Annotated in this window: 21 protein-coding genes; 11 read left to right on the top strand and 10 right to left on the bottom strand. The window is 58.1% G+C overall.

All coding sequences use genetic code 11. The features are described 5' to 3' along the window. Nucleotides 1–78 precede the first annotated feature (78 nt). The gene (locus tag MUN82_RS19850; protein ID WP_245093234.1) at nt 79–1,245 is read right to left on the bottom strand and encodes a methionine aminotransferase; all 1,167 of its coding nucleotides are present in this window, start codon (nt 1,243–1,245) and stop codon (nt 79–81) included. A 228-nt stretch (nt 1,246–1,473) separates the two neighbouring features. Between MUN82_RS19850 and MUN82_RS19845 the strand changes: the two genes are divergently transcribed. Then, nucleotides 1,474–1,875 (top strand): hypothetical protein, encoded by a 402-nt coding sequence (locus MUN82_RS19845; RefSeq protein WP_245093232.1) that lies wholly within the window; start codon nt 1,474–1,476, stop codon nt 1,873–1,875. Nucleotides 1,876–1,943: 68 nt separating this feature from the next. On the opposite strand, the gene MUN82_RS19840 is transcribed toward MUN82_RS19845, so the two are convergent. After that, complete coding sequence (locus tag MUN82_RS19840) at nt 1,944–2,390, bottom strand: hypothetical protein (protein ID WP_245093230.1); 447 nt, start codon at nt 2,388–2,390, stop codon at nt 1,944–1,946. Between the two features lie 309 nt (nt 2,391–2,699). Between MUN82_RS19840 and MUN82_RS19835 the strand changes: the two genes are divergently transcribed. Beyond that, complete coding sequence (locus tag MUN82_RS19835; protein ID WP_245093228.1) at nt 2,700–3,299, top strand: DUF4136 domain-containing protein; 600 nt, start codon at nt 2,700–2,702, stop codon at nt 3,297–3,299. Nucleotides 3,300–3,528: 229 nt separating this feature from the next. Continuing rightward, on the top strand, nt 3,529–4,107 hold the full coding sequence (locus tag MUN82_RS19830; protein ID WP_245093226.1) for a fasciclin domain-containing protein: 579 nt from the start codon (nt 3,529–3,531) through the stop codon (nt 4,105–4,107). A 94-nt stretch (nt 4,108–4,201) separates the two neighbouring features. Here the strand turns inward: MUN82_RS19830 and xrtX are convergent, their stop codons facing one another. Together xrtX and MUN82_RS19820 are read right to left on the bottom strand one after the other, a co-directional pair. Then, on the bottom strand, nt 4,202–4,735 hold the full coding sequence (gene xrtX / locus MUN82_RS19825) for an exosortase X (RefSeq protein ID WP_245093224.1): 534 nt from the start codon (nt 4,733–4,735) through the stop codon (nt 4,202–4,204). Nucleotides 4,736–4,915: 180 nt separating this feature from the next. Further along, nucleotides 4,916–5,623 carry a hypothetical protein gene (locus tag MUN82_RS19820; protein WP_245093222.1) on the bottom strand — a complete coding sequence of 236 codons (708 nt, stop codon included), beginning with the start codon at nt 5,621–5,623 and terminating at the stop codon, nt 4,916–4,918. Nucleotides 5,624–5,781: 158 nt separating this feature from the next. On the opposite strand from MUN82_RS19820, the gene MUN82_RS19815 reads away from it, so the two are divergent. Continuing rightward, complete coding sequence (locus tag MUN82_RS19815) at nt 5,782–5,952, top strand: hypothetical protein (protein WP_245093220.1); 171 nt, start codon at nt 5,782–5,784, stop codon at nt 5,950–5,952. 46 nt (nt 5,953–5,998) lie between these two features. Next, on the top strand, nt 5,999–8,539 hold the full coding sequence (locus MUN82_RS19810) for a TonB-dependent receptor plug domain-containing protein (protein WP_245093198.1): 2,541 nt from the start codon (nt 5,999–6,001) through the stop codon (nt 8,537–8,539). Between the two features lie 155 nt (nt 8,540–8,694). Here the strand turns inward: MUN82_RS19810 and MUN82_RS19805 are convergent, their stop codons facing one another. Both MUN82_RS19805 and MUN82_RS19800 read right to left on the bottom strand, forming a co-directional pair. Further along, a complete protein-coding gene (locus MUN82_RS19805) occupies nt 8,695–9,693 on the bottom strand; it encodes an aldo/keto reductase (RefSeq protein ID WP_245093197.1) in 999 nt (332 codons plus the stop codon). Nucleotides 9,694–9,871: 178 nt separating this feature from the next. Then, on the bottom strand, nt 9,872–10,333 hold the full coding sequence (locus tag MUN82_RS19800) for a hypothetical protein (RefSeq protein WP_245093195.1): 462 nt from the start codon (nt 10,331–10,333) through the stop codon (nt 9,872–9,874). 279 nt (nt 10,334–10,612) lie between these two features. Between MUN82_RS19800 and MUN82_RS19795 the strand changes: the two genes are divergently transcribed. Next, on the top strand, nt 10,613–13,501 hold the full coding sequence (locus tag MUN82_RS19795) for a TolB-like translocation protein (RefSeq protein WP_245093193.1): 2,889 nt from the start codon (nt 10,613–10,615) through the stop codon (nt 13,499–13,501). A gap of 200 nt (nt 13,502–13,701) precedes the next feature. Here MUN82_RS19795 and MUN82_RS19790 read toward each other — a convergent pair whose 3' ends face one another. Further along, entirely contained in the window at nt 13,702–14,196 is a 495-nt protein-coding gene (locus MUN82_RS19790) for a YdeI/OmpD-associated family protein (protein WP_245093191.1), read from the bottom strand. 93 nt (nt 14,197–14,289) lie between these two features. Here MUN82_RS19790 and MUN82_RS19785 point away from each other — a divergent pair, with 93 nt between their 5' ends. From MUN82_RS19785 to MUN82_RS19775, 3 genes are all read left to right on the top strand, one after another. Further along, a complete protein-coding gene (locus MUN82_RS19785; protein ID WP_245093188.1) occupies nt 14,290–14,988 on the top strand; it encodes a DsbA family oxidoreductase in 699 nt (232 codons plus the stop codon). 161 nt (nt 14,989–15,149) lie between these two features. Then, nucleotides 15,150–15,764 (top strand): sulfite oxidase-like oxidoreductase, encoded by a 615-nt coding sequence (locus MUN82_RS19780; RefSeq protein ID WP_245093187.1) that lies wholly within the window; start codon nt 15,150–15,152, stop codon nt 15,762–15,764. Then, entirely contained in the window at nt 15,757–16,497 is a 741-nt protein-coding gene (locus MUN82_RS19775; RefSeq protein ID WP_245093186.1) for a ferredoxin reductase, read from the top strand. The genes MUN82_RS19780 and MUN82_RS19775 overlap by 8 nt, the downstream gene beginning before the upstream one ends. A gap of 154 nt (nt 16,498–16,651) precedes the next feature. Here the strand turns inward: MUN82_RS19775 and rfbC are convergent, their stop codons facing one another. The 3 genes from rfbC to MUN82_RS19760 all read right to left on the bottom strand — a co-directional run bounded on the left by rfbC (nt 16,652) and on the right by MUN82_RS19760 (nt 19,728). After that, nucleotides 16,652–17,194: a dTDP-4-dehydrorhamnose 3,5-epimerase gene (gene rfbC / locus MUN82_RS19770; RefSeq protein ID WP_245093185.1), complete on the bottom strand. Its 543-nt coding sequence runs from the start codon at nt 17,192–17,194 to the stop codon at nt 16,652–16,654. 58 nt (nt 17,195–17,252) lie between these two features. Beyond that, nucleotides 17,253–18,374: a glycosyltransferase family 4 protein gene (locus tag MUN82_RS19765; RefSeq protein WP_245093184.1), complete on the bottom strand. Its 1,122-nt coding sequence runs from the start codon at nt 18,372–18,374 to the stop codon at nt 17,253–17,255. A gap of 139 nt (nt 18,375–18,513) precedes the next feature. Beyond that, nucleotides 18,514–19,728 carry an alpha/beta hydrolase family protein gene (locus MUN82_RS19760; protein ID WP_245093182.1) on the bottom strand — a complete coding sequence of 405 codons (1,215 nt, stop codon included), beginning with the start codon at nt 19,726–19,728 and terminating at the stop codon, nt 18,514–18,516. A 233-nt stretch (nt 19,729–19,961) separates the two neighbouring features. On the opposite strand from MUN82_RS19760, the gene MUN82_RS19755 reads away from it, so the two are divergent. Further along, nucleotides 19,962–20,378: a c-type cytochrome gene (locus tag MUN82_RS19755; protein WP_245093180.1), complete on the top strand. Its 417-nt coding sequence runs from the start codon at nt 19,962–19,964 to the stop codon at nt 20,376–20,378. A 209-nt stretch (nt 20,379–20,587) separates the two neighbouring features. Continuing rightward, nucleotides 20,588–21,931 (top strand): GTPase HflX, encoded by a 1,344-nt coding sequence (gene hflX, locus MUN82_RS19750; RefSeq protein ID WP_245093178.1) that lies wholly within the window; start codon nt 20,588–20,590, stop codon nt 21,929–21,931. The last annotated feature ends 89 nt before the right edge of the window (nt 21,932–22,020 follow it).

Here is a 22,020-nt window from a genome sequence, read left to right as displayed (position 1 = left end):
CGATAAAGTGAAATCTGCCGCATTTGCCATTTTGGTATTTATTTATGATAAATTATGCCGAAAGTAAGAAATAATTTTTTATACGTATCTTTTACTGAAAGCGTGCAATCGCGCGGCCGCTTCCTGCAGGGTTTCGGCACGCTTGGCAAAGCAGAACCGTACCAGACCCTCATCTCGCCCATCGTGGTAGAAGGCCGAAACCGGTACCACGGCCACGCCGGCCTCGCGGGTGAGGCGGTGGGCAAACGTTGTATCGGGCTCGTGTGGGGCTAGGGCGGCGTAGCGCGCCAGTAGAAAATAGGCTCCGGCAGCGGGTAGCAGCTCCAAGCCCGTGCCGCGCAGCAGCTCGGCAAACAGGTCGCGCTTTTGCTGGTAGAAAGCAGGTAGCTCGCGGTAGTGGTCAGCCTCCGCCAGCACATCGGCCAGGGCGTGCTGGGTGGGTGTGTTCACGCTGAAGGTCAGAAACTGATGCACGCGGCGCACCTCGGCTGTGAGCAGCGCGGGCGCAATGCAGTAGCCTACCTTCCAACCCGTAGCATGGTACGTTTTGCCGAACGACGACAGCACAAACGCCCGCGCTGCCAGGGTGGGGTGCTGCAACACGCTGCGGTGCGCCACCCCGTCGAACACCAGGTGCTCATACACCTCGTCGCTCAGCACCAGCGTATCCGTGTTTTCGAGAAGCCCGGCCAGCGTATCCAGGTCCTGGGCCGTGAGCACGGCGCCGCTGGGGTTGTGGGGCGTGTTGAGCAGGATAAGGCGGGTGCGCGGTGTAAGGCAAGCCGCCACATGATCCCAGTCGGGGCGGAAATGGGGTAGGCGCAGGGGCACGTATACGGGCGTGCCGCCCTGCAGCCGAATGGCTGGCCCGTAGAGGTCGTAGGCCGGCTCCAGCACCAGCACCTCGTCGCCGGGGCATACGGTGGCCGCCAGCACCGCATACAGCCCTTCGGTGGCCCCGCTGGTGATGGTGATTTCGGAGGCTGGATCGGGGGCAGGCACTTGGTAGAGCGCAGCGGTTTTCTGGCTGATGAGCTCGCGCAGCCGTGGCAGGCCGGGCATGGGCGCGTACTGCTGCTGGCCAGCCGCGCGGGCGTGGCGGGCCAGTGCCTCGGTTAGGTTCTGGGGCGGGTCGAAATCGGGGAAACCCTGCGCCAGGTTGATGGCGTCGTGGTCCTGCGCCAATTGGGTCATTACCGAGAATATACTGGTGCCCACATCGGGCAGCTTCGACGTAAAGTTCATATCTACAAGGTAGGGGCCTTCGGCAGGAAATAAGTGGTTTAAGTCAGGAAAAGGCAGGGCATACCACCAAGATTCTTCCTCTTTCTAAAGCAATAGCATATTATTTGTTTATGATTTGGCACAACCATTTTTTATCAGTCAGAGCGTGTGCATCTTTGCATGCTTTTAGTAGCTGGCCGGCCGCCGCAGTCCGCCCATCTGACTGCCCTCCCTGCTTGCCGTGTTGTTATGAAAGTGCTATTTACTGCTCCCTACCTCACCATCTTATTGGATGAGCAGACGCGGGTGCTCGAAACCGAGTGGCTGGACTTTGCCAACAGCCAGCAGATACGTTCCTCGTTGCTGGAGGCCCTGCGCCTGGGCCGGCAGCACCACGTGCGGGGCTGGATTGGCAACAACACCCGGATGCGCACCATCCGGCCCACCGATCAGGACTGGATGAATCAGGAGTGGTTTCCGGAGTTCAAGAAGCTGGGTGTTGCCCGCCTGGCAGTCGTGGTCTCCAACGACGCGCTCAACCAAATGGGCATCGACAATATCCTCACCCGCGCCTCGGCCCACGTACCCTTCGATACCAAGCATTTTGCCAGCGTGGAGGACGCCCGCCGCTGGGCCGGCGGGAGCAATTAAGTAGCAGCTGCACATTATTTACATAGCAAAGCGCCGGAAAGACTTCTTTCCGGCGCTTTGCTATGGACTTAAGACGAAGGTGAGGCCGCAACAAAAACCAGTCGGGGAGCCAAGCGGTCGGCATCGTAGAGGCAGAGCTGGTTGCCATGCAGCTCGTATGTTCTCACGTCGTGGAGCAGGCTTAGGTAGCGCAGACCAAAATCAAGGGCAGAGTTATCAGCTTCTAGCATGGTGATAATCAGACGCATGGTACCAGCTAGCTGCGTGCCAAAAGAGGGTAGGCAAGCGCCCGTACGGGGCGTAGCTTTAGCCGGCGCCGTGCTCGCGGGCAAGGTAGGTAGCAGGGCCTTGTCGAGGTAGCGATGGTGCCGGCTCACAGGCTGTCCATCTAGCAGGCGCAGCTCCCACTGCACTGCCACGGGGGCCGGCGTGGTGGCCTGGGCCGGCTGGTTATCGGCGCAGAAAAACCCCGCTCCCAAGAAAGTGCAGACGCACAGTACGAGACGCAGTGGCATAATCACGGAAATAAATAGTAGAACTGCATACTTTCAGGAGAAGAGTCCGACAGCAGGCCAATGGTTGCAGGCACAAGCAAAGACTGTGATAAGACGTTGTCTGTCAACCCAAAAAATCTTATCACCCCGCCCGCTACCTGGTAGCTGGCACTGCAGAGAAGCTAGTCATGACATCTTGCGCGCTATCATACGCGAACAGTCCTGCTTTGGGTTAGCGCAGAATTTTCGCCCACCCGCCCAGCGCAACCTCATTTGTTAAAAAGAGTATTGGTCAAGTAACTGTTTCTCATCCTATTTACTCTTAAAATCATGAAATTTTCCATAAGTATTTTCTGCTTGCTGCTGGTAGCTTGGTTGAGCAGTTGCTCTTCCGTGAACGTGCAGGAAAAGCAGGGCGTCAACTTCAGCCGCTTTCGCACCTACGACTGGGCCAAGACAGATGTAAAAACCACCGGCGACGCCAACCCCATCTACAAAAGCAGCTTGGCTGACGAGATGATTCAGGGCGCCATCAACCAGGAGTTGACCAACCGTGGTATTCGCCAGGTGAGCGGCAATGCCAAGCCAGACTTCTACATCACGTATCATCTGTACGTGGAGGACGCCGAGCGTACGGTTTCTAATCCGCCCGCGCCGGGCTTTGCCTACCCCTATGCCGTGTCGTACCGCGGGGGCTTCCTGCCCATCAACTACGGCTATTGGTACTCTCCGGCTTACTTCAACACCGGCTACCGTACCGAACAATACAAGGAGGGAACGATGATTGTAGACATCATTGATGCCAGTAACAACGACTTGGTATGGCGTGGCTCCATTGCCGACCCCGTGAACAACCCAGCCAGCTTCGGTAAACAGTTCTCCGAATCAGCGCGCGATATTTTGGAAAAATTTCCGGCTCAGAAATCGTAATTTTCAAAGAACCACCTCAACCATAAAAGCCTCTTTCACTTGTTGGAAGGGGCTTTTTTGTGCTTGGCAAAGTACTGACCAGATGGTACGCAGGCGCCGCTGAACAGAAAAACAGATGAACAGCTAAATCCGAAACGTAGCAGGGCAGCGTAGGTGAGACCAGACTTGCAAGTAGTACTCTCCCTAGATAATTTCTTTTCTTCCCTCCATTTTCCTACCTCCCTCCGTGATGAAAAAACAGTTGTTTTCCTTCGCCTTCGTGGCCTTGCTGGGCGCTGCCTCTGCTACCTCTGCTGTGGCCCAACAAGCCCAGCTTTCTCCTACAAGCGTGATGGTAGGTGGCCAGGCCATGCTGCCCTCCAAAAATATTGTAGCTAATGCTGTTAACTCAGCGGATCATACGACGCTGGTAGCCGCCGTAAAAGCTGCCGGGCTAGTAGAAACCTTGCAGGGCAAAGGTCCTTTCACGGTATTTGCGCCAGTAAACGATGCATTTGAGAATCTACCTGCCGGCACTGTAGAAACGTTGCTGAAGCCTGAGAACAAGGCTACCCTCACCAAGGTGCTGACCTACCACGTAGTAGCCGGCAACATGACGGCCGATAAGATTATGGCTGCTATCAAAGCGGGCAAAGGAAAAGCCTCCTTCAAAACGGTGAGCGGCGGCACGCTGACGGCCATGATGAACGGCCCCAAAAACGTAGTGCTCATCGACGAGGCCGGCAACGTAGCCAGCATTTCTACCTATGATGTGCTGCAGAGCAACGGCGTGATACACGTACTTGACAAGGTATTGATGCCGAAATAGAGGCACTCCAGCTTTTCACTCTCCCTGTTCCCTATACAAAAAAGGCCCTGCGTACGGTGTACGCAGGGCCTTTTTTATGATATAGAGGAGGCGCTTACTCAGCTTTCGGCTGGGGCTGCTGCCTAATCCAGTACAGCCATAGGCTAACAATGCAGCCGTATACCAGCACCGTTAGGATGCCATAATAATAGCTGAATGCCACGGCGCGGTACGCATAGTACTGGTTGACAACCAGCACGCCCACACGCAGCAGGTTGAGCAGATAGAGCCCGGCTATGCCCACCGGAATCAGCCATAGCCGGGTGCGGGTAGGACCAGGGTAGGCCAGAATGAAGCCCGCAAACAACGCGTAGATAGCCAACCCGTTGTAGGGCGAACCGATATAAACGAACGGCCGCATATCCATGAGCACCAGCATAGGATTGGCGCCCACGGTAGCCGCAAAGCCCGCCACGCGCAGCAGCACGGCACTGCTATCGGCCATGTTGGCTGTGAGCAAGGCATCGAGGCGGCCATCGGGACCTAGCCACTGCTCGTAGCCAAAAAACCAGAGCAAATAGAATCCGGCCGCCAGCAGCAGAAAGCGGCGCCAGATGCTGAAATCAACTTTGGAAATAGGAAAAAGCATAAAAAGCAGGAATGCGCACCCGAAAAAAGTCGGTTGGCATTGTCTGAATGCAAAAGCCCCGCCAGTTCAAGCCAGCACCTGATTTTCTTGGTACTGAAGCAGGAATTTTGCATTTTTTATAGCTGTAACACCCTTGATTTTCCTGACTGGGCTTATTCTTGGAAAACTATGCTGCCGCTGCTACCGGTAGGGGAAGGTTTTAGTTGCGGGACGAAGCAGCTGCTTCACCAATGCCTCGGCGGTGGGTAGGGTGGTACTGCCCGTACGCTCGTAGTTGAAACGCCAGACCAGCTCCCCACTGCGGCAGTCGTGCACCGTGAGGTTGGCCGTGACCACGTTGCCGGTGAGCGGCCCGCCCAGCAGCAACGGGGTATTACTGAGCAGGTGCGCGGCCACAGCTACCCCGTTGGGCATGGGTTGGTAGAGCGTAGCCGACCCCGACAGCACCGCATCGACGCCTAAGGCCTGCTGCAACTCTGTCATAGAGTGCTCAAATAGATTGTCGTAGGTGATGCCGGCGGCGCGCAGACGCTCGTTGGTATCGCCAACTGACTGAAACACTACAGGGTATGAGCCCCGTTTTTTTGCGGTTTGCACCTGGTTGTGCAGACTGCGTTGCAGATCATAAGCCAGGGTTTCGCGCGCTTGACGCTGTTCTTCGGTCCACTGCTGCTGGCGCTGGGCTATCTGCTCCGGCGTGGGGTTGCCAGTGCCGTGGTACACAATGTCTTGCGTGCGTAGGCGGTCTAGCTCTACCTCAAAGGGCAAAATGGCCACTGTGCGGTGCGTGGCCAACACCGACTGATTAACGTCGCGGGTGGCGTAGGTGCGGGCGCTGCAACCGCCCAACAACACACTACTAATCAGAAGTATGTACGCTCTTATCATACCCGTATGTGCTTATCTGCAAATGACGACAACCTAGTCTTGCTACTGAATTAGATGCGAATATTAAAAAAAAGGAAAAAGTCGTCAACGCGAGGCACGCCTGTTCGTTTGCTTATATTAGAAACAGCTAATCTTCTTTATTCACTTTGTTCTGCGTTATGGATAGTGGTCTGGTTTTTCAACTCGCGTTTATTATTCCCATTTTTTACCTGCTAGCAGGGCTTGTGCTGTTTGTACTGACGGTACGGGTACTGTTGGTACTGCATACCTATCTCACGTTGAAAGTGAAGCAGGAACGGATGCCCCTACCCTCATCGTTGGATGAATAGCTGGCCGTAGCCAGTGGTATTTTCTGTCGATTCCAACGTAGACTATATGATATCTTCTCCTTTCACACGCGGGCGAGCGGGGTTCCTTCTAACGAGCCTATTGGCCGTGGTGCTGGTATTCGCGGGCTTTCGGGCGGTGCCTCAGGCCGATGGCTTTATCCAGCAATTGGTGCGCCAGCTGGGCCGCTTCTATGCCGCTACCTTTCCCGAGAAAAGCTACCTACACCTCGATAAAACAACGTATGCTGCCGGCGAAACGGTGTGGCTGAAAGCCTACGTGGTGCAGGCTGGCAACCACCGCCCCGATACGCTGAGCCGGGTGCTATATGTAGACCTGCTCTCGCCTGACCAAGTGCTGGTGCGGCAGCAGCTCCTGCGCCTGCGCAACGGCACCGCTAACGGCGACATCCTGCTCCCTGACACCCTAGTGCAAGGCCGCTACACGGTGCGCGCCTACACCAACTGGATGCGCAACACCAGCCCCGATTATTTTTACGACCAACAGATTACGGTGTGGCACACGCCCCTGGATGCCGTGGCGCCCGCCATTGGCGAGCGGCGCGGGCGCGTGGCCAACAAACCAGCGGCGGCCCGACTCACGGTGCAGTTTTTCCCGGAGGGTGGCAATCTGGTTACGGGTTTGGAAAGCACCATCGGCTTTAAGGCGGTGGATGCCAACGGCCGGGGGGTAGACGTGGCGGGCACCATCAAAGACAGCCGCGGGCGCGATGTGGTGGCCTTCAAAAGCCAGCACGCAGGTATGGGGCGCTTTCAGCTGAAGCCGGAGCCGGGGCAAACGTACCAGGCCACGGTGCGGCAATCGGGCGGGGCTTTCCTGACCATGCCTCTACCCACTGCCCTACCCACGGGCTTCACCATGAAGGTGATGGAGCTGAAAGACCAGATCCAGGTATATATTCAGCGTCAGGGCGGTACGGGCACGGCTGCGGCTGAGGCCATTACGCTGGTGGCGCATGTGCGCGGCCAGGTAGCCTATGCCGGGCAGGGCCAGGTGGGCACGGGCACCACCTTCAGCGCCCGCATTCCCAAAAACCGTTTCTCGACGGGTGTAGCGCACTTCACCTTGTTTGATAGCCAGAACCAGGCCCGGTGCGAGCGGCTGGCCTTTGTGGGCGCCACCACGCCCGACCTGCGCATTGCGCTGCAACCCAATAAAGCCCGCTATGCTCCCCGCGAGAAAGTAACCTTGCGCGTGGCCGTAACGGATGCTGAAGGGCAACCTGTGGCCGGGCAGTTTTCGCTGGCCGTGAACAACGCCCAGCTGGTGCCCGCTTCTATGGAGCAGCGCACCATTCGCTCCTACCTGCTGCTCACCTCCGAGCTGCGCGGCACCGTGGAAGACCCCGGCTATTATTTTGCTAACCCTACCTATAACACCAACCTGGCCCTCGACAACCTGATGCTGACGCAGGGCTGGCGGCGGTTTGTGTGGAAGGAGCTGCTGGCCAACCGCTTCGGCAATTACCCCTACCCTCTGGAGCAGAGTCTGAGCGTGAGCGGCCAGGTGATGAATGGGCAGTTGCTGGGCAGCAAGGAAACACCAGCCGCCAACGCCACCGTGCTGCTGCTACGCTTCGGAACCGAAAATCAGCTGATGACCACTACCACCGACTCGCTGGGGCGCTTTTTCTTCGGTGGATTTGCCGAGCAGGACACCAGCCGCCTGCTGGTGCGCGTGCAGCCCCAGAAAGGCCTGCGCAACCCCATAGTGCGGCTCGACCAAAAGGTGGCCGAGGGAGCCAAAAACTTGCCTGTCCTACCCCTGAAAGCAGGCTCAGCGGAAGAGGTAGCCTACCTGCAAAGCAGCAAGCGGCAGCAGGTGATGGAGCGCCAGTACAGTCCCGATGGCAAGCGCATTCTGCTGCAAAACGTAGACGTGCGGGGCCGCCGGGAGATTTCGGATGGGCGCCGACTTTACTCCCGCGCCGATGCCGTCATTCGTACCGCCGATGTGCCGGCAGCCAATAGCTTTATCAACGTCCTACAGCTGATTCAGGGGCGCATAGCCGGCGTGCAGGTAACGGGTAGCCCGCCCGACATGAGCGTCACGATTCGGGGCGCCAGCTCGATTATGGGCAGCAACTCCCCCTTGTTTATTCTCGACGGGGTGCAAACGGACGCCAGCATCGTCAATTCTCTTCCGGTGCAGGATGTGGAAAGCGTGGAGGTGCTGAAAGGCCCATCAGCGGCTATTTACGGTTCGCGGGGCGGCGCTGGGGTTATTGCCATCTTTACCAAGCGCGGCAACCCCAACTACGACCCCAGCACCGACCCGTACGCGGCTGCTCCCCTTGGCATGGCCACCTACGCGCTACCGCGCTACTACCCCACACGCGAGTTCTACCAGCCACCCTACCAGCAGGCCGGCGCTCAGCTTCCGCCCAACGATACTCGTAGCGCCACACTGTTCTGGGTCCCCCAGATCGTGACAGACGCTAATGGCGAGGCCACCGTCACTTTCTATACATCTGACATAGGTGGCGAATATCGTCTCTCCCTGGAAGGCATCACCAATAATGGTTTACCCGGCACTGGCTACGGCACCTTGGTGGTGACGGGGAAATAAGGTTAGGTGAGATTATGATTTAAAAAAGCGTGTCATCCTGAGCGGAGCGAAGGACCTTCTCGCGGTAGAACGATGCTCGTAACAACGACTCGTTCACACGTGAGAAGGTCCTTCGCTCTGCTCAGGATGACACGCTTTTTATTTTCCTACCCTCCCTACCCTATCTGTACCTTTCCCAACTCGTCGTTGATGAAGGAAATATCTTCGGCAGAAAGCTGCACGTCGCCGGCTTGGGCGTTTTGGGTGGCTTGCTTGGGGTTGCGGGCGCCTACCAGTGCCACCGTGATGCCTGGCTGCGCAATAGTCCAGGCAATGACGAGCTGTGCTAGTGTGGCCTTTTTATCGTCGGCTAGGGGCTGCAATTGGTGCAGGAAGGCGTTTACCTTCTCGATGTTATCGGGCGTGAAGAGCTTATTGGTGGAGCGCAGGTCGCTGCTGTCGAAGTGCTGACCGGGCTTGAACTTGCCAGTGAGCAGGCCGAGCTGCATAGGGCTGTAGGCCAGAATACCTTTGTTATGCTCCTGGCAATACGGCACCAATTCCTGCTCGATGCTACGGCGTAACATGCTGTACGGCACTTGGTTGGACGCTAGCTTCACGGTATTTTCGGCTTCGCGCATTTGCTCCACCGAGTAGTTGCTCACGCCCACGGCGCGCACTTTACCCTGCTCTACTAACTTATTCACGGCCTCCATCGTGTCGTGGATAGGCGTGGTCACATCAGGCCAATGAATTTGGTAGAGGTCGATGTAGTCGGTACCGAGGCGCCGGAGGCTGTCCTCGCACTCCTTTATAATACTCTCGGGCGACGCGTATTTGTACACGTCGATGTCCTGACCCTCGTTGTTTTTGGTTTTCATGGCGAAGTCGCCCTTAGCTTCGGGCAAATCCCAGCGCATACCAAACTTGGTCAGGATCTGTACCTTGTCGCGGGGTAAGCTCTTAATGGCCTCGCCCACAATCTGCTCGCTCAGGCCCTGCCCGTAGATAGGGGCTGTGTCGATGCTAGTAACGCCGTGCTCGTAGGCGGCATGAATGGCGCCTACGGCATCGTTTTGCTCGGTACCGCCCCACATCCAGCCTCCGGCAGCCCAGCTGCCAAACGTAATAGCCGATACCCGCAGGCCACTATCACCTAATTCTCTGTATTCCATGTTGTTGAAAATTCAATTGTTGCTTCTATCAGACTAAGGTCGATGAGCGAGGCGCCCACCACGTTGCGGGCTGCCTAGCTTTTGCTCATCTCCCCGAAAAAGAAATAGCCTACCTCACAAAAAATCAGCGCCGGACCAAAGCCCGGCGCTGATTAAAAAAGCAAGTAAGGCAGCGCGACTAGCGCATGGTAGTAGAGCCCGAAGTGGTGCCCGACGTAGTACCTGTGGTGCCACTAGTAGTACCTGAAGTAGTGCCCGATGTGGTACGCATGCTACCGCTGGTAGTGCCCGTGGTACCTGCACGACGACGGCCCGTAGTAGTCGTGCCCGTGGTAGTGCTCATCGTGCCAGCTGTAGTGCCCGAACGACGGCCCGCGGTGGTAGCGCCCGAAGTGGTGCCCATTGTACCACTAGTGGTACCGGCTGTGGTGCCATAGGTAGTTGTACCGGCTGTGGTGCCAGTGGTAGCTGTGGTAGTAGTACCAGCTGTGGTGCCGGCCGTGGTACCAGCGGTAGTGCCTGCTGTAGTACCACCTGTAGTCATGGTGCCGGTAGTCATACCGCCGCCAGTGGTCGTTTGAGCTGAGGCTACAGAGATACCACCAATAAGAGCTGCTGCGAAAAGAACAATGCGTTTCATAATATTCGATGTTTAGGGAAGGATGATAGAGATACTTTTATCTCGTGTTCAGGGTCTTACGCATAGGTTGCGAATAGGGGCTGAACATAATTTCGATCTTATAAGAATGTATATGTATCTATATTCCGACTTACGCAGCGACGAAGCCTCACAATCACTGCACATTAGCCGAGCTACTGCCGGGCTTCAAGTCAGTCCACCCAAACATTTATAACTGTTATAAAAGGCGTTGCTTTTCGCTTAGGCAACCAGTTTCTTGCAGGACCCTAGCTCCTGCTCATGCGTTTGTTTCTTTGCTTTCTGCTGTGTAGCCTGCTGCCCGCCCTACCCGGCGTGGCCCAAAGCCTACCCGTGCTCGACCAAAACCCGCCCGACTTGCGCTGGCAGGAGTTGCGCACGCCTCATTTTCGGCTGCTCTACCCCCGCGGCCTCGACTCGGCGGCCCAGCGCACGGCGCACCGGCTGGAGCAGGTGCAGCAGCCCGGCACGGCCTCGCTGGGCGTGGTGCCCCGCCACCTACCCATTGTGCTGCAAAACCAGACGGCCATCAGCAATGCCTTCGTCACGTTTTTGCCGCGGCACGCCGAATTCTTCATTACGCCCGAGCAGGGCCAGGCCCTGGGCACCGTGGACTGGCTGGATGGGCTGGTGCTGCACGAGTACCGCCACGTGGGGCAGTTTGATAAGGCCCGCCAGGGAATAGGGCGCCTGCTGGTGCCCCTGCTCGGCGACCAGGGCCTGGGTGTGGGCGCGGTGGGCGTGCCGCAGTGGTTTTTTGAGGGCGACGCCGTGGGCAGCGAAACGGCCCTGAGCCGCAGTGGCCGGGGCCGGGTGCCGTATTTTGGGGTAGGGATGCGCGCCAACCGCCTGGCAGGCCGCCACTTCAACTACCAAAAGGCCGTGAATGGCTCCTTCCGCGACAATGTACCCAACTGGTACGTACTGGGCTACTACATGACCTCCTACCTGAAAACGCATTACGACCCCAACGTGTGGGCCTCGGTGCTGGACAAGTATTACCGGTTTCCGTTCTACCCCTTTTCGTTTTCCAACAGCATTCGGCGCACCACAGGCCTGCGCGTAGAAGACCTCTACCAGCGCACCATGCACGAACTGGACTCCACCTGGCAAGCCGACCAGCAAGGGTTGTCTATTACACCGGGTAGGGAGTTTCGGGTGAAGGCTGAGAAGCGCGTGTTTACGCAGTACGAATACCCGCAATACGTAACCGACAGCACCGTGCTAGCTGTGAAAACTGGCTTGGGCACCATTGCTCAACTGGTGCTATTGCGCCCGCACGCGCCCGAGCAGAAGCTATTTGTGCAGGGCCTCACCAACATGCCAGAAATGCTGTCGGTAGGCGGCGGCAAGGTGGTATGGCCCGAGTACCGCTACGACCCGCGCTGGCGGCAGCGGGTGTATTCTGAGTTGCGCATCCTGGACCTACACACCGGCCGGCTTACGCATCTCACTAAGCGCCGCTACACGGCCGCCGCCCTCTCCCCCGATGGCCGGCAGCTGGTGGTCACGCACACCGACTCAGCCTACCATCACTCCCTGCGTATTGTGGACGTGGCTACCGGTGAGGAGCTGCGCACGCTGCCCAACCCGCGCAACGATTTCTACCAGCAACCCCGCTGGCTACCCGATGGCCGTGTGGTGACCGTGGCCCTTCGCCGGGCCGGCAAAACCCTCACGGTGCTCAACCCCGCCACCGGCCAGGAGCAGGACTTGCTGCCCGTGGCCAATATCAACCTCACTAATCCGCAGCCCTGGGGCGAGTTTGTGCTCTATAATTCGCCGCAGTCGGGCATTGATAATATCTACGCCGTAAGCCGGCGCACAGGCCAGACCTGGCAAGTGACTTCGCGGCCGGTGGGCGCCTACCACGCCGCTGTTTCACTCGATGGAAAACGCTTGGCTTTCCATGAATTCCAGGCCACGGGCAGCCGCGTGCTGGAAATGCCGCTGGATACCACAACCTGGCGCGCCCTACCTACCCCAGTCACCACAGCTGTGCTTTCTGACCCCTACGCGGCGCAACTAAGCGCCCAGGAACCGGCCGCGCCGCTTGTCCGGCCCCTGTTGGTGCGGCCCGACTCGGCTACCACTTCCTACCCGGTGAAGGCGTATTCGCCGCTACGGCACGCGTTTAATGTGTTTGGCTGGGGCGTGGTGCAAAGCCCTACCGGCAACAGCGTGAACGTGGGCGTACGCTCCCAGGACTTGCTGAATACTACCCAGGCGCAGATAGGAGTAGGCTACAACCAGGCCGAGCGCACGGCCAACGTGTTCGGTGGCCTCAGCTACCAGGGCCGCTACCCCGTGCTCGATCTAAGCGTGGAACACGGCGGCCGAAACACCGGCGTGTATGTCGACCGTAGAACGCCCCTCGACAGTCTCGTGCGCGACCGGTGGAACTACACCCGCCTCACGGTGGGCGGCCGCCTACCCCTCACGCTCACGCGCTCCAAGTACCTGCAAGCCCTCACGCTCAGCGCCTATTATCTGCGCGAGCAGGTGAACGGCTACGACCTACCCCTACGCTACCGCACCGACCCCGCCCCCGACCGGCCTGTGAATGCCATGCAAACCTCCCTCAGCTATGTCCGGCAGCTCAAGCTCTCGGCCCGCGACGTGGCCCCGCGCTGGGGCGGCACGCTGCTAGCAACCTGGCGCACCACGCCATTTGGCGCGGGACTAAATGCGGCGCAGTTCGGCACGCAGGGTAGTGTGTACCTGCCCGGTATTGGGCGGCACCACGCCATCCGGCTGCGCGGCGGCTACCAGTGGCAGCAGCAGCGCGAATACCAATTTAGCTCCAGCATCTTCTTCCCCCGCGGCATCGGCTACGTGAGCTTCGACCGCCTGTGGGTAGGCACCACCGAGTACGCCCTGCCCCTGGCGTTTGTGCACTGGCCGGTGGGCCGGGTGCTCTACGTGCAGCGTCTGCGCGCTACTGCTTTCCTGGATGTAGCCCACGGCGAAGCCCGCCTCCCTACCGGCGACCTAATACAGCGCGACTACCGCACAGTAGGCGTCGATGGGGCGGTGTTGTTCAACGCGCTGCGCTTGCGTACGCCATTTGAGTTGGGTGCTCGTTTTGTATACAATCCACGCACCCGCCAGGCGTCCTTCTCCCCGCTGGTTTTCAATATTCAGATATGAGTTTAGGGTAGGAGGGTATGGGTGTAGGAGGGTAGGAAGGGTGTCATCCTGAGCTTGCGAAGGACCTTCTTACGATAGCACGACCATCGTACCAACGAATCGTTCACACGTGAGAAGGTCCTTCGCTCCGCTCAGGATGACAGACCTCTTACCCGCCTACCCTCACACCCCATACACTCCCCCATACCTTCCTACCCTTTCTACTCCCCCTCCCATTTCTTAAAAGGATGGCCACCAGTAGCTAGCTGATGCAACATGCTGACCACGCGCTTGCTGCGGGTGTCGGGGCGTTTGGCGCTTTCGATGTGGTAGGCCAGGGCGCGCTTGGTACCGGGTGTCAGGCGCTCGAAGGCGGCTTCGGCCTCGGGCCAGCTGCTCAGGCCTTCCGCCAACTCGTCGGGTAGGTCTACTTGGTCGGGGGTAGGGTCGGGGCTGATGCCGACGGGCACTTCATCGCCGGAGTGTAGCGCCAGTTCCGTCAGCAGGGCCTGATTTAGCATCAGGTACCGTTCGCCCGATTTCAGTGGGTGTAGGCCCAGCCGCACCGTGCGCCCCCGCAGCTCCACCAACACGCGCTTAATGGCTTTGCCGCCCAGCGCCTCTACCATCTCCACGGGCACCACGAGTACTTGCATGGGCATAAAGCTGGGGCCACCGGGTTGCACCACGGCGCGGAAGGTAACGGGCAAGGTCATCGGTAGCAGGGGTAAGTGGAGCCAGTGTGGGTGGGCCGGTCAGCAAACTTTTCGCGTGCAAACTACTTATTCATCGAAAGAAACCCTCTGACGATGAAAGTAGAAATCTGGTCTGATATTATGTGTCCGTTTTGCTATATCGGCAAGCGGAAATTTGAAGCCGGCCTAGCCAAATTTGCCCACGCCGACACGGTAGAAGTGCAATGGCATAGCTTCGAGCTGGACCCCAACATGCAGCATAAGCCCGGCCAAACCATTCATGAGCTGCTGGCTGAGCGCAAGGGCATATCCGTGGCCCAAGGCAAGCAAATGAACGACCACATGGCCGGCATTGCCGCCGAGGTAGGGCTGCAGTACGATTTCGACCGCGTTGTGCCCACCAACACTTTCCTGGCCCACCGCTTCCTGCATTTGGCCGCCGCCCAGGGCAAAGGCAACGAAGCCGAAGAACGCGTATTTGCGGCCTACTTCACCGAAGGCAAAGATATAGGCGACCTCGACACGCTGGCCCAACTCGGCGCCGACCTCGGCTTAGACGCTGCGGAGGTGAAAGCCACGCTCCAAACCGACGCCTTCGCCCAGCAAGTGCGTTACGACGAATACCAGGCCCAGCAAATCAACGTGCGCGGCGTGCCCTACTTCGTCTTCGACGACAAATACGCCGTGTCGGGTGCCCAACCGGCCGAGTTGTTTCAGGAAGTATTGGAGAAGGTGTGGGAAGAAAACCACCCTGCTCCTACCCTGGTAGCTGGTCAGGATAGCGCGGCCTGTGCTGTAGATGGCAACTGCTGAGCTATTTAGGCTTTCATAAATGGTCATGCTGAGCGCAGCGGAGTCGAAGCATCTCGCGTGCTCCCGGTAATTCCTTGACAGTTGGATATACCGGGTGCACGCAAGGTGCTTCGACTTCGCTCAGCATGACGTTCTGACTTGTACTCATTTACACCCTCCTCATGCCTTCTTCCTTCTTCAATCAAGGCTTTCAGCGCAAGCGGCCTAGTACCCACAAGCTGCCGCCCGGCCAGTACGAAACGCATGATTTTCCGGTACTCTCGGCGGGTCCTACCCCACGCATTGCGCTGGACAAGTGGACCCTCACGTTGGAAGGCTTGGTGGAGGAACCTAAAAAGTGGAGTTGGCAGGAGTTCAACGCCCTACCCCAGCAGGACTTCAACCCCGATATTCACTGCGTCACGCAATGGTCAAAGTTCGACACCAAGTGGCGGGGTGTGAGCCTGGATACGCTACTTGAACAGGTGCGGCTGAAACCTGACGCGCGCTATGTCATGGCTTCGTCTTATGGCGGCTACACCACCAACCTACCCCTAGCTGATGTGCGCGAGGGCAAGGCCTTCATCGGCCTCATCTACGACGGCCAGCCGCTGACGCCCGAGCACGGTGGCCCTGCCCGCCTGGTGGTGCCTCACCTCTATTTCTGGAAAAGCGCTAAGTGGATTACCAGCCTGCGCTTTATGGCCGACGATGAGCCAGGTTTTTGGGAGCGGGCTGGTTACAGCATGTACGGCGACCCGTGGAAGGCCCAACGCTACGCCGACGACGATGAGTAAGCTGGACTGGCAACTAGCTACCGTCACGGCCATCCGCTCCGAAACGGCCCGCGTGAAGACGTTCACGCTCAGCCTGCCCCACTGGACGCCTCACCTACCCGGCCAGCATTATACTCTGCGCCTCACCGCTCCCGACGGCTACCAGGCCGAGCGCAGCTACTCCGTGGCCTCTCCGCCCGAACAGACCGGCGAGATTGAGCTAACGGTGGAAGCCGTGGAAGAGGGCGAGGTATCGGGCTACCTGTTTGAGGGCGTAGGGGTAGGCGACCAATTGGAAGTGCGCGGCCCCATCGGGGGCTACTTTGTGTGGCGCAGCGCAACTGGCGCCCGGCCGTTGCTACTCGTGGCGGGTGGCTCGGGCGTGGTCCCGCTGATGGCTGTGCTGCGCCACCGCCAGCGCGCTGGGCTGCACAACCCGACGGTGCTGCTGTTCAGCATCCGCACGCCGGAGGACGTTATCTATCAGCAAGAGTTGGAAACCCTAACTGCCACCGACCCTACCTTCACCCTACTACTGGACTACACCCGCCAAGCCCCTACCGGCTGGACAGGCTACCACCGCCGCATCGATAAGGCATTGCTGGCGGAGGTGGTAGGACGGTTTGAAGCGTCGCCTGTATGCTACGTGTGCGGCCCAACCGGTCTAGTAGAAAGTGCCGCTACTGCTTTGCAAGATCTGGGACTACCTGCCGAAGACATCAAAACCGAGCGGTTCGGGCCGACGGGCGGGTAATAATAATTATCTGTCATCTATCTATCCTGCTGAACGCAATGAAGGACCTTCTCACGCTAGAACGAGCCGTTGTTATGAGCATCGTTCTAGCGTAAGAAGGTCCTTCATCGCCGCTTGATGCGCGGAATGTTCAGGAGGACAGGCGAGCTTCGTTTTAAAATGGACTTACGAAGTCCTTCAGCAACGGTAGCACCTGGTCTTTGGCTGATACGGTGGCGTCCTGCAGCCCCCAGTCGATACCCAACTCAGGATCGTTCCAGCGCAGGCCGCCCTCCGATGGCGGCGCGTAGTAGTTGGTGCACTTGTAGAGAAACAACGTGTTGTCTTCTAGGGCCGTGAAGCCGTGGGCAAAGCCTACTGGCACGTAGAGCATGTTGTAACGTTCAGCATCTAGCTCTACGGCTACGTGCTGGCCGTAGGTAGGCGAGTCTTTGCGGATATCCACAATCACATCGAGGGCACGGCCGGCTGCCACACGCACCAATTTGGCCTGGGCAAAAGGTGGCGCCTGAAAGTGCAAGCCCCGCACCACGCCCCGATCGGAGCGCGACTGGTTGTCCTGCACCCAGTCGCCGACGATGCCAGCAGCAGCCATCTTCTCGGCGCTGAACGACTCAAAGAAGGCGCCGCGGGCATCCCCAAATACGCGAGGTAGCACCTCTACCACCCCTGCAATATCGAAGTACTTAAATTCCATGTATCACTAGTTAAACATTGAGAACAGGTGTCCCTCTGAGCTGCGAAGTTACGTTGGGTTAGCGACCTGGGCGCGTTAGCTCCTCCACAATGCGCAAGTATTTGTCCAACACCAATTGCTCGTCGAATTTTTGCTCGGCCAGTTGGCGGCTGGCGCGGCCCATCTGGGCCAGATCGGGGTCGGACAGTTTCTGAACTTGCAGCATCTTTTCGGCTAGGTCGGCAGCGTCGCGCACTTGGCAGAGCAGGCCGTTGTGGCCATGCACTACGGTTTCGCGGCAGCCGGGCACATCGGTTGTCACAATGGGTTTGCCCATAGCCGCCGCTTCCAACAGGGTTTTGGGTGTGCCCTCGCGGTAGCTGGGCAGCACCACACAATCGGCCTGATGAATGAGAGAAGCCACGTCGTCGGAAGTGCCCAGGTACTCAATATTGCCGGCTTGCAGCCACTGCTCGAAGATTGCGCGCTTCACCCCTACCCCCCCGCTCTCATCAATGCCACCCAGCAGCTGCACCCGCGTGCCGGGCACGGCCTGACGCACCAGCTTCGCTGCTTCAAAGTATTCCTCAATTCCCTTCTCGTAGAGTACCCGCGCAATCATTAGGAAGGTAAAGGGCGTGTTGCGCGTGAACTCGGCAGCGGGCTGAAACCGTTGGATATCAACACCCGAACCGGGTAGTAAATCGGTGATGCCGGGCGCTACCAGCCGGTATTGCAGGAACAACTGCCGGTCGTCGTCGTTTTGAAAAAACACTCGCCGGGGAAACCGGAAGGCAAACCGGTAGAGGCCCAGCGCTACCCGACTCACCAGGTTGCGCACGATAAACACCGTGCCCAGCCCCGACACATTGTTGACGCTGGGAATACCCGCCAGCTTGGCGGCCAGCGTGCCGTAGATGTTGGGCTTGATGGTGTAGTGCAAGACCACATCGGGCCGTTCGCGACGGTAGATGCGGTAGAAGCGCTGCGTGAGCTGGGCATCCTTGGCGGGATTGGTGCCCTTGTTTTCCATCAGCACCGGCACGTAGCGGCAGCCCAACTCGGTTTCCAGGCGTTGCGAGTAGTCGTCAGGGGGGGCAATGGCCAGCACCTCGTGGCCGGCAGCTTGTAGGGCTTTCACCAGACTCCGCCGGAAATTCCAGATATTCCAGGAGGTATTGATAACAATAGCAACGCGCATTCGGGCGGGTAAATAGTTGGCCCGCAAAGGTAGGGGGATTGTTGCTTGTCCTTCCGAGCGAAAGCAAGGAATGTGAATAAACCTCTACAACGGTTCAACTCAGCTTCCTCGCTGCCGCTCGGAAGGACAACTACTTCTTCTACTTATTCAACGATTGAAACCACGGCAGCACGTTCACCATCATGGGCGCGATACTGGTGCGGTGCATGCCGTTGGGAATAGGAAAGAATTCCACGTTGGTGGCACCCGCCGCCTGAAAGCGCTTGTAAGTCGACTCGGAAGTTTGGTAGAACACCGACTCGTCGGCGGTACCGTGGAAGAGACGGGTAGGGCTTTTCGGCACCCAAGTCAGAAAGCTGTTTTCCTGAAGCTTCTGCTTCAGCATGGTTTCGCCGGTGCTATTTTTTAGGTTGGCGTAGAAGGTAGGCGTAAACAGCATGGCCGGCTCGGTGGTGAGCTGAGCGTTGATTTCGTCTAGTGTTTTCGAGCCGTCGAGCAAGCTGGGTATTCTGGCGGCATAAGGAGCCTGGAAGAAGTCGGTGAGGGGGCGGTTCCAGCCGTAGGTGGTATTGTATGCCTGGATGATGAAAGGCAGAAAAGCCGGTGTGGCATACGATGGTACCGTGGCAATCTGCGTGAGCATGCCCGTCAGGTCGTAGCCACCTGCGCCGGCCGCCACGGCCGTTAGGGTCAGGTTGTGGTCGGCGTTGGTTTCAATTTCTTTTTGCGCGGCCATGGTTACGTAGCCGCCCTCGGAGTAGCCCACCAGGAATAGCCGGTTATTTAGCGTTACCTGCTGAGTCTGGAGGTAGTACTGCGCCGCCTTCAGCATATCGACCACCGCCGCGGCCGAAGCGGGCTGATCGTAGTATGGGTGAAAAATGTTCTTCGACTCGCCGTAGCCGATGAAATCGGGAATGACCGTGACGAAGCCAGCTCCCGCAAATAGCTCAAACCCGCTGAACGTGTTGGGGTAGTTGGAAGGCGCGTCGGCCTGCCGGAACATAGTGCCGTGCTGGGCGCTGAGCAGGGCCGGCGGCGTGGTCGTGTTCTGCGGAATTCCCAACAGACCCGATGCCTGAATTTCTTTGCCCTGAAATGTGGTTTTGTAGATAAAGCGGTAAAACGCCACGTCGTACTGCACGTAGGAAGCATAATTGCCGAAGCCGCCCAGTGTAGCCAGTAGCTGTAGCGTGGCTTTGGGAGTGGTGGCCACCTGCGTAGCCGACACAAAGCGCTCTTGTCCGGTAGGCGGCGCGGGCTGCGGGTCGTCGTTGGATTGCTGGCACCCGGCCAAGAACAGGAGCAGCCACAGCAAGAGCAGCACACCCCGGTGGGTAGTGGTTGTTTTCATACACGATGTGAGAAAGGAAGGTAGGGTAGTGCGGCGCTGTCAACTTTTCTTCTCCTCAGCGGCCATCAGCGGAATTCAATTAAATATAGAGTTGTTTTAATTCACGCACAACCACATACCTCGTTTCTGGCGCGCCGCCTACCTGACCCTACGCGGGCCGCCTGCCGTGCGTCTACAGAAACAGCAGCGCATTGGCTACTTTGCGGCAGGTTTTGGTGTTATCTTTTTTGCCTATGCTTGTTTGTTTTTTTTCCCAGCTGCGGTGGGTACTGGTGCCGGCCGTCGGCCTGGGGTTACTGGCCGCTTGTAGCTCCACCGACACCACCCGCGCCACGCCCGGTGTATCCGTTTCTCCCAACGGCATCGTGGTCGATTCGGCTGGGGAGGTGCCAGAAGCCATAGTGGGCACTTTGCAGCAGGACGCCTTGGCAGCCGGACAGGCTATTTTCACACAGCGCTGCGCTGCGTGCCACGGCGAAGACGGCCGCAAAGGCGCCAACGGGGCTCACGACCTCACCAAAAGCAACCTCAATACCACAGGCCGTATATATATGGTGAAAAACGGCTTAGGCAAGATGCCTGGCTTCAAAGATCAGCTCAGCGACGCTGAGATTGAGCAAGTAGTAGCCTACTCGCTAACCTTGAAGTGACTGAGTAGCTGAGTGACCAAGTGAAAAAAAGTGTGTCATCCTGAGCACAGCGAAGGACCTTCTCATATATGGACGACCAGCGTTATAACGATTCGTTCTGCGGGCATAAGGTCCTTCGCAAGCTCAGGATGACGGATAAAAAGCATTCACTCAATCACTCATTCAACCACTCACTTATTCAACCATTTAACAATTAAACCACCTATATTTTGAGTACTACATCTGGCTCCAAACGCCGCCGAAATAGCACCCGCCACCCCGGCGCCACCGATACGGTGAAGGGTAGGGCGGGCCGCATTCTGGCCAAAGGCAACAAAGACGCTACTTACAACACGGCCCAGGATCAGGAAACCGCCGTGCTGGTAGCCGTACCCGACAAGCGCCAACCCGATACCACCACCCAAGAATACCTCGACGAGCTGGCTTTTCTGACCGAAACCGCTGGTGCGCAAGTGGTCAAGCGCTTCGTGCAACGCCTGGAGAAGCCCGACATCCGCACGTTTGTGGGCGAGGGTAAGCTGGCCGAAATCAAAGCCTTCGTGAATCACTCGGGCGCGAGCATGGTCATTTTCGACGACGACCTGTCGCCCTCGCAGTTGCGCAACCTGGAGGCCGAGCTGAAGGTGAAAATCGTGGACCGCTCGCTGCTGATTATCGACATCTTTGCCCGCCGGGCGAAGTCGGCCACGGCGCGCACGCAGGTAGAGCTGGCCCAATACCAATACCTCCTACCTCGCCTCACCGGCCTCTGGACCCACTTAGACAAGCAGCGTGGCGGGGGCGTGAGCCAGCGCGGACCGGGTGAAACGGAAATCGAAACCGACCGCCGCGTGGTGCGCGACCGGATTTCCTTCCTGAAAGAGAAGCTGAAAGACTTCGACAAGCAGAGCGTGACGCAGCGCAAGTCGCGCACCGGGCTGGTGCGGGTGGCGCTGGTGGGCTACACCAACGTGGGCAAGAGCACCATCATGAACCTGCTCTCCCGCTCCGACGTGTTTGCCGAAAACAAGCTCTTTGCTACCGTTGACTCCACGGTGCGCAAGGTGGTGCTGGACACGGTGCCCTTCCTGCTGTCCGACACAGTAGGGTTTATCCGCAAACTCCCTACCCGCCTGATTGAGAGCTTTAAGAGCACCTTGGACGAGATTCGGGAGGCCGACCTACTCATGCACGTAGTCGATATTTCGCACCCCTCGTTTGAGGAGCACATCGAAGTGGTGAACGACACGCTGAAGGACATCGGCGCCGCCGACAAGGCTATCCTACTTGTCTTCAACAAAATAGATCAGTACAACCCCGACGCCGAAGCAGGCATCGACCCCGACGGCGGCTTCGAGGACATGAACCCCGACGAGGAAGACGGCACCCTGATTCGGCCTACCCTGGAGCAGTTGCAAGCCACCTATATGGCCAAAATGCACGACCCGGTGATTTTCATCTCGGCCCAGGAGCGCGAAAACATCGATGAGCTGCGGGCGTTGCTGGTGCGCAAGGTAGGCGAGCTGCACAGCCAGCGCTACCCCAACCAAACGGAGTACGACGAGGCGGAGTAAAGTAGTGTAAAGTATAAAAACCTGTCATCCTGAGCAGAGCGAAGGACCTTCTCACGGCAGAACGATTTTCGTATCAACGACTCGTTCTA

The sequence above is a fragment of the Hymenobacter aerilatus genome (assembly GCF_022921095.1).
Taxonomy (GTDB): domain Bacteria; phylum Bacteroidota; class Bacteroidia; order Cytophagales; family Hymenobacteraceae; genus Hymenobacter; species Hymenobacter aerilatus.
The sequence above is the reverse complement of the archived record's forward strand: the minus strand, read 5'-3'. Positions and strand labels throughout refer to the sequence as shown.

What these genes read in the sequence shown, in the direction of transcription:
- rfbC (WP_245093185.1), bottom strand. Translation starts at nt 17,194, where the DNA reads ATGGAATTTAAGTACTTCGATATTGCAGGGGTGGTAGAGGTGCTACCT.
- MUN82_RS19820 (WP_245093222.1), bottom strand. Translation starts at nt 5,623, where the DNA reads ATGATAAGAGCGTACATACTTCTGATTAGTAGTGTGTTGTTGGGCGGT.
- MUN82_RS19785 (WP_245093188.1), top strand. Translation starts at nt 14,290, where the DNA reads ATGAAAGTAGAAATCTGGTCTGATATTATGTGTCCGTTTTGCTATATC.
- xrtX (WP_245093224.1), bottom strand. Translation starts at nt 4,735, where the DNA reads ATGCTTTTTCCTATTTCCAAAGTTGATTTCAGCATCTGGCGCCGCTTT.
- MUN82_RS19850 (WP_245093234.1), bottom strand. Translation starts at nt 1,245, where the DNA reads ATGAACTTTACGTCGAAGCTGCCCGATGTGGGCACCAGTATATTCTCG.
- MUN82_RS19765 (WP_245093184.1), bottom strand. Translation starts at nt 18,374, where the DNA reads ATGCGCGTTGCTATTGTTATCAATACCTCCTGGAATATCTGGAATTTC.
- MUN82_RS19755 (WP_245093180.1), top strand. Translation starts at nt 19,962, where the DNA reads ATGCTTGTTTGTTTTTTTTCCCAGCTGCGGTGGGTACTGGTGCCGGCC.
- MUN82_RS19775 (WP_245093186.1), top strand. Translation starts at nt 15,757, where the DNA reads ATGAGTAAGCTGGACTGGCAACTAGCTACCGTCACGGCCATCCGCTCC.
- MUN82_RS19805 (WP_245093197.1), bottom strand. Translation starts at nt 9,693, where the DNA reads ATGGAATACAGAGAATTAGGTGATAGTGGCCTGCGGGTATCGGCTATT.
- MUN82_RS19795 (WP_245093193.1), top strand. Translation starts at nt 10,613, where the DNA reads ATGCGTTTGTTTCTTTGCTTTCTGCTGTGTAGCCTGCTGCCCGCCCTA.
- MUN82_RS19790 (WP_245093191.1), bottom strand. Translation starts at nt 14,196, where the DNA reads ATGACCTTGCCCGTTACCTTCCGCGCCGTGGTGCAACCCGGTGGCCCC.
- MUN82_RS19760 (WP_245093182.1), bottom strand. Translation starts at nt 19,728, where the DNA reads ATGAAAACAACCACTACCCACCGGGGTGTGCTGCTCTTGCTGTGGCTG.
- MUN82_RS19815 (WP_245093220.1), top strand. Translation starts at nt 5,782, where the DNA reads ATGGATAGTGGTCTGGTTTTTCAACTCGCGTTTATTATTCCCATTTTT.
- MUN82_RS19800 (WP_245093195.1), bottom strand. Translation starts at nt 10,333, where the DNA reads ATGAAACGCATTGTTCTTTTCGCAGCAGCTCTTATTGGTGGTATCTCT.
- MUN82_RS19780 (WP_245093187.1), top strand. Translation starts at nt 15,150, where the DNA reads ATGCCTTCTTCCTTCTTCAATCAAGGCTTTCAGCGCAAGCGGCCTAGT.
- MUN82_RS19840 (WP_245093230.1), bottom strand. Translation starts at nt 2,390, where the DNA reads ATGCCACTGCGTCTCGTACTGTGCGTCTGCACTTTCTTGGGAGCGGGG.
- MUN82_RS19835 (WP_245093228.1), top strand. Translation starts at nt 2,700, where the DNA reads ATGAAATTTTCCATAAGTATTTTCTGCTTGCTGCTGGTAGCTTGGTTG.
- MUN82_RS19830 (WP_245093226.1), top strand. Translation starts at nt 3,529, where the DNA reads ATGAAAAAACAGTTGTTTTCCTTCGCCTTCGTGGCCTTGCTGGGCGCT.
- MUN82_RS19810 (WP_245093198.1), top strand. Translation starts at nt 5,999, where the DNA reads ATGATATCTTCTCCTTTCACACGCGGGCGAGCGGGGTTCCTTCTAACG.
- MUN82_RS19845 (WP_245093232.1), top strand. Translation starts at nt 1,474, where the DNA reads ATGAAAGTGCTATTTACTGCTCCCTACCTCACCATCTTATTGGATGAG.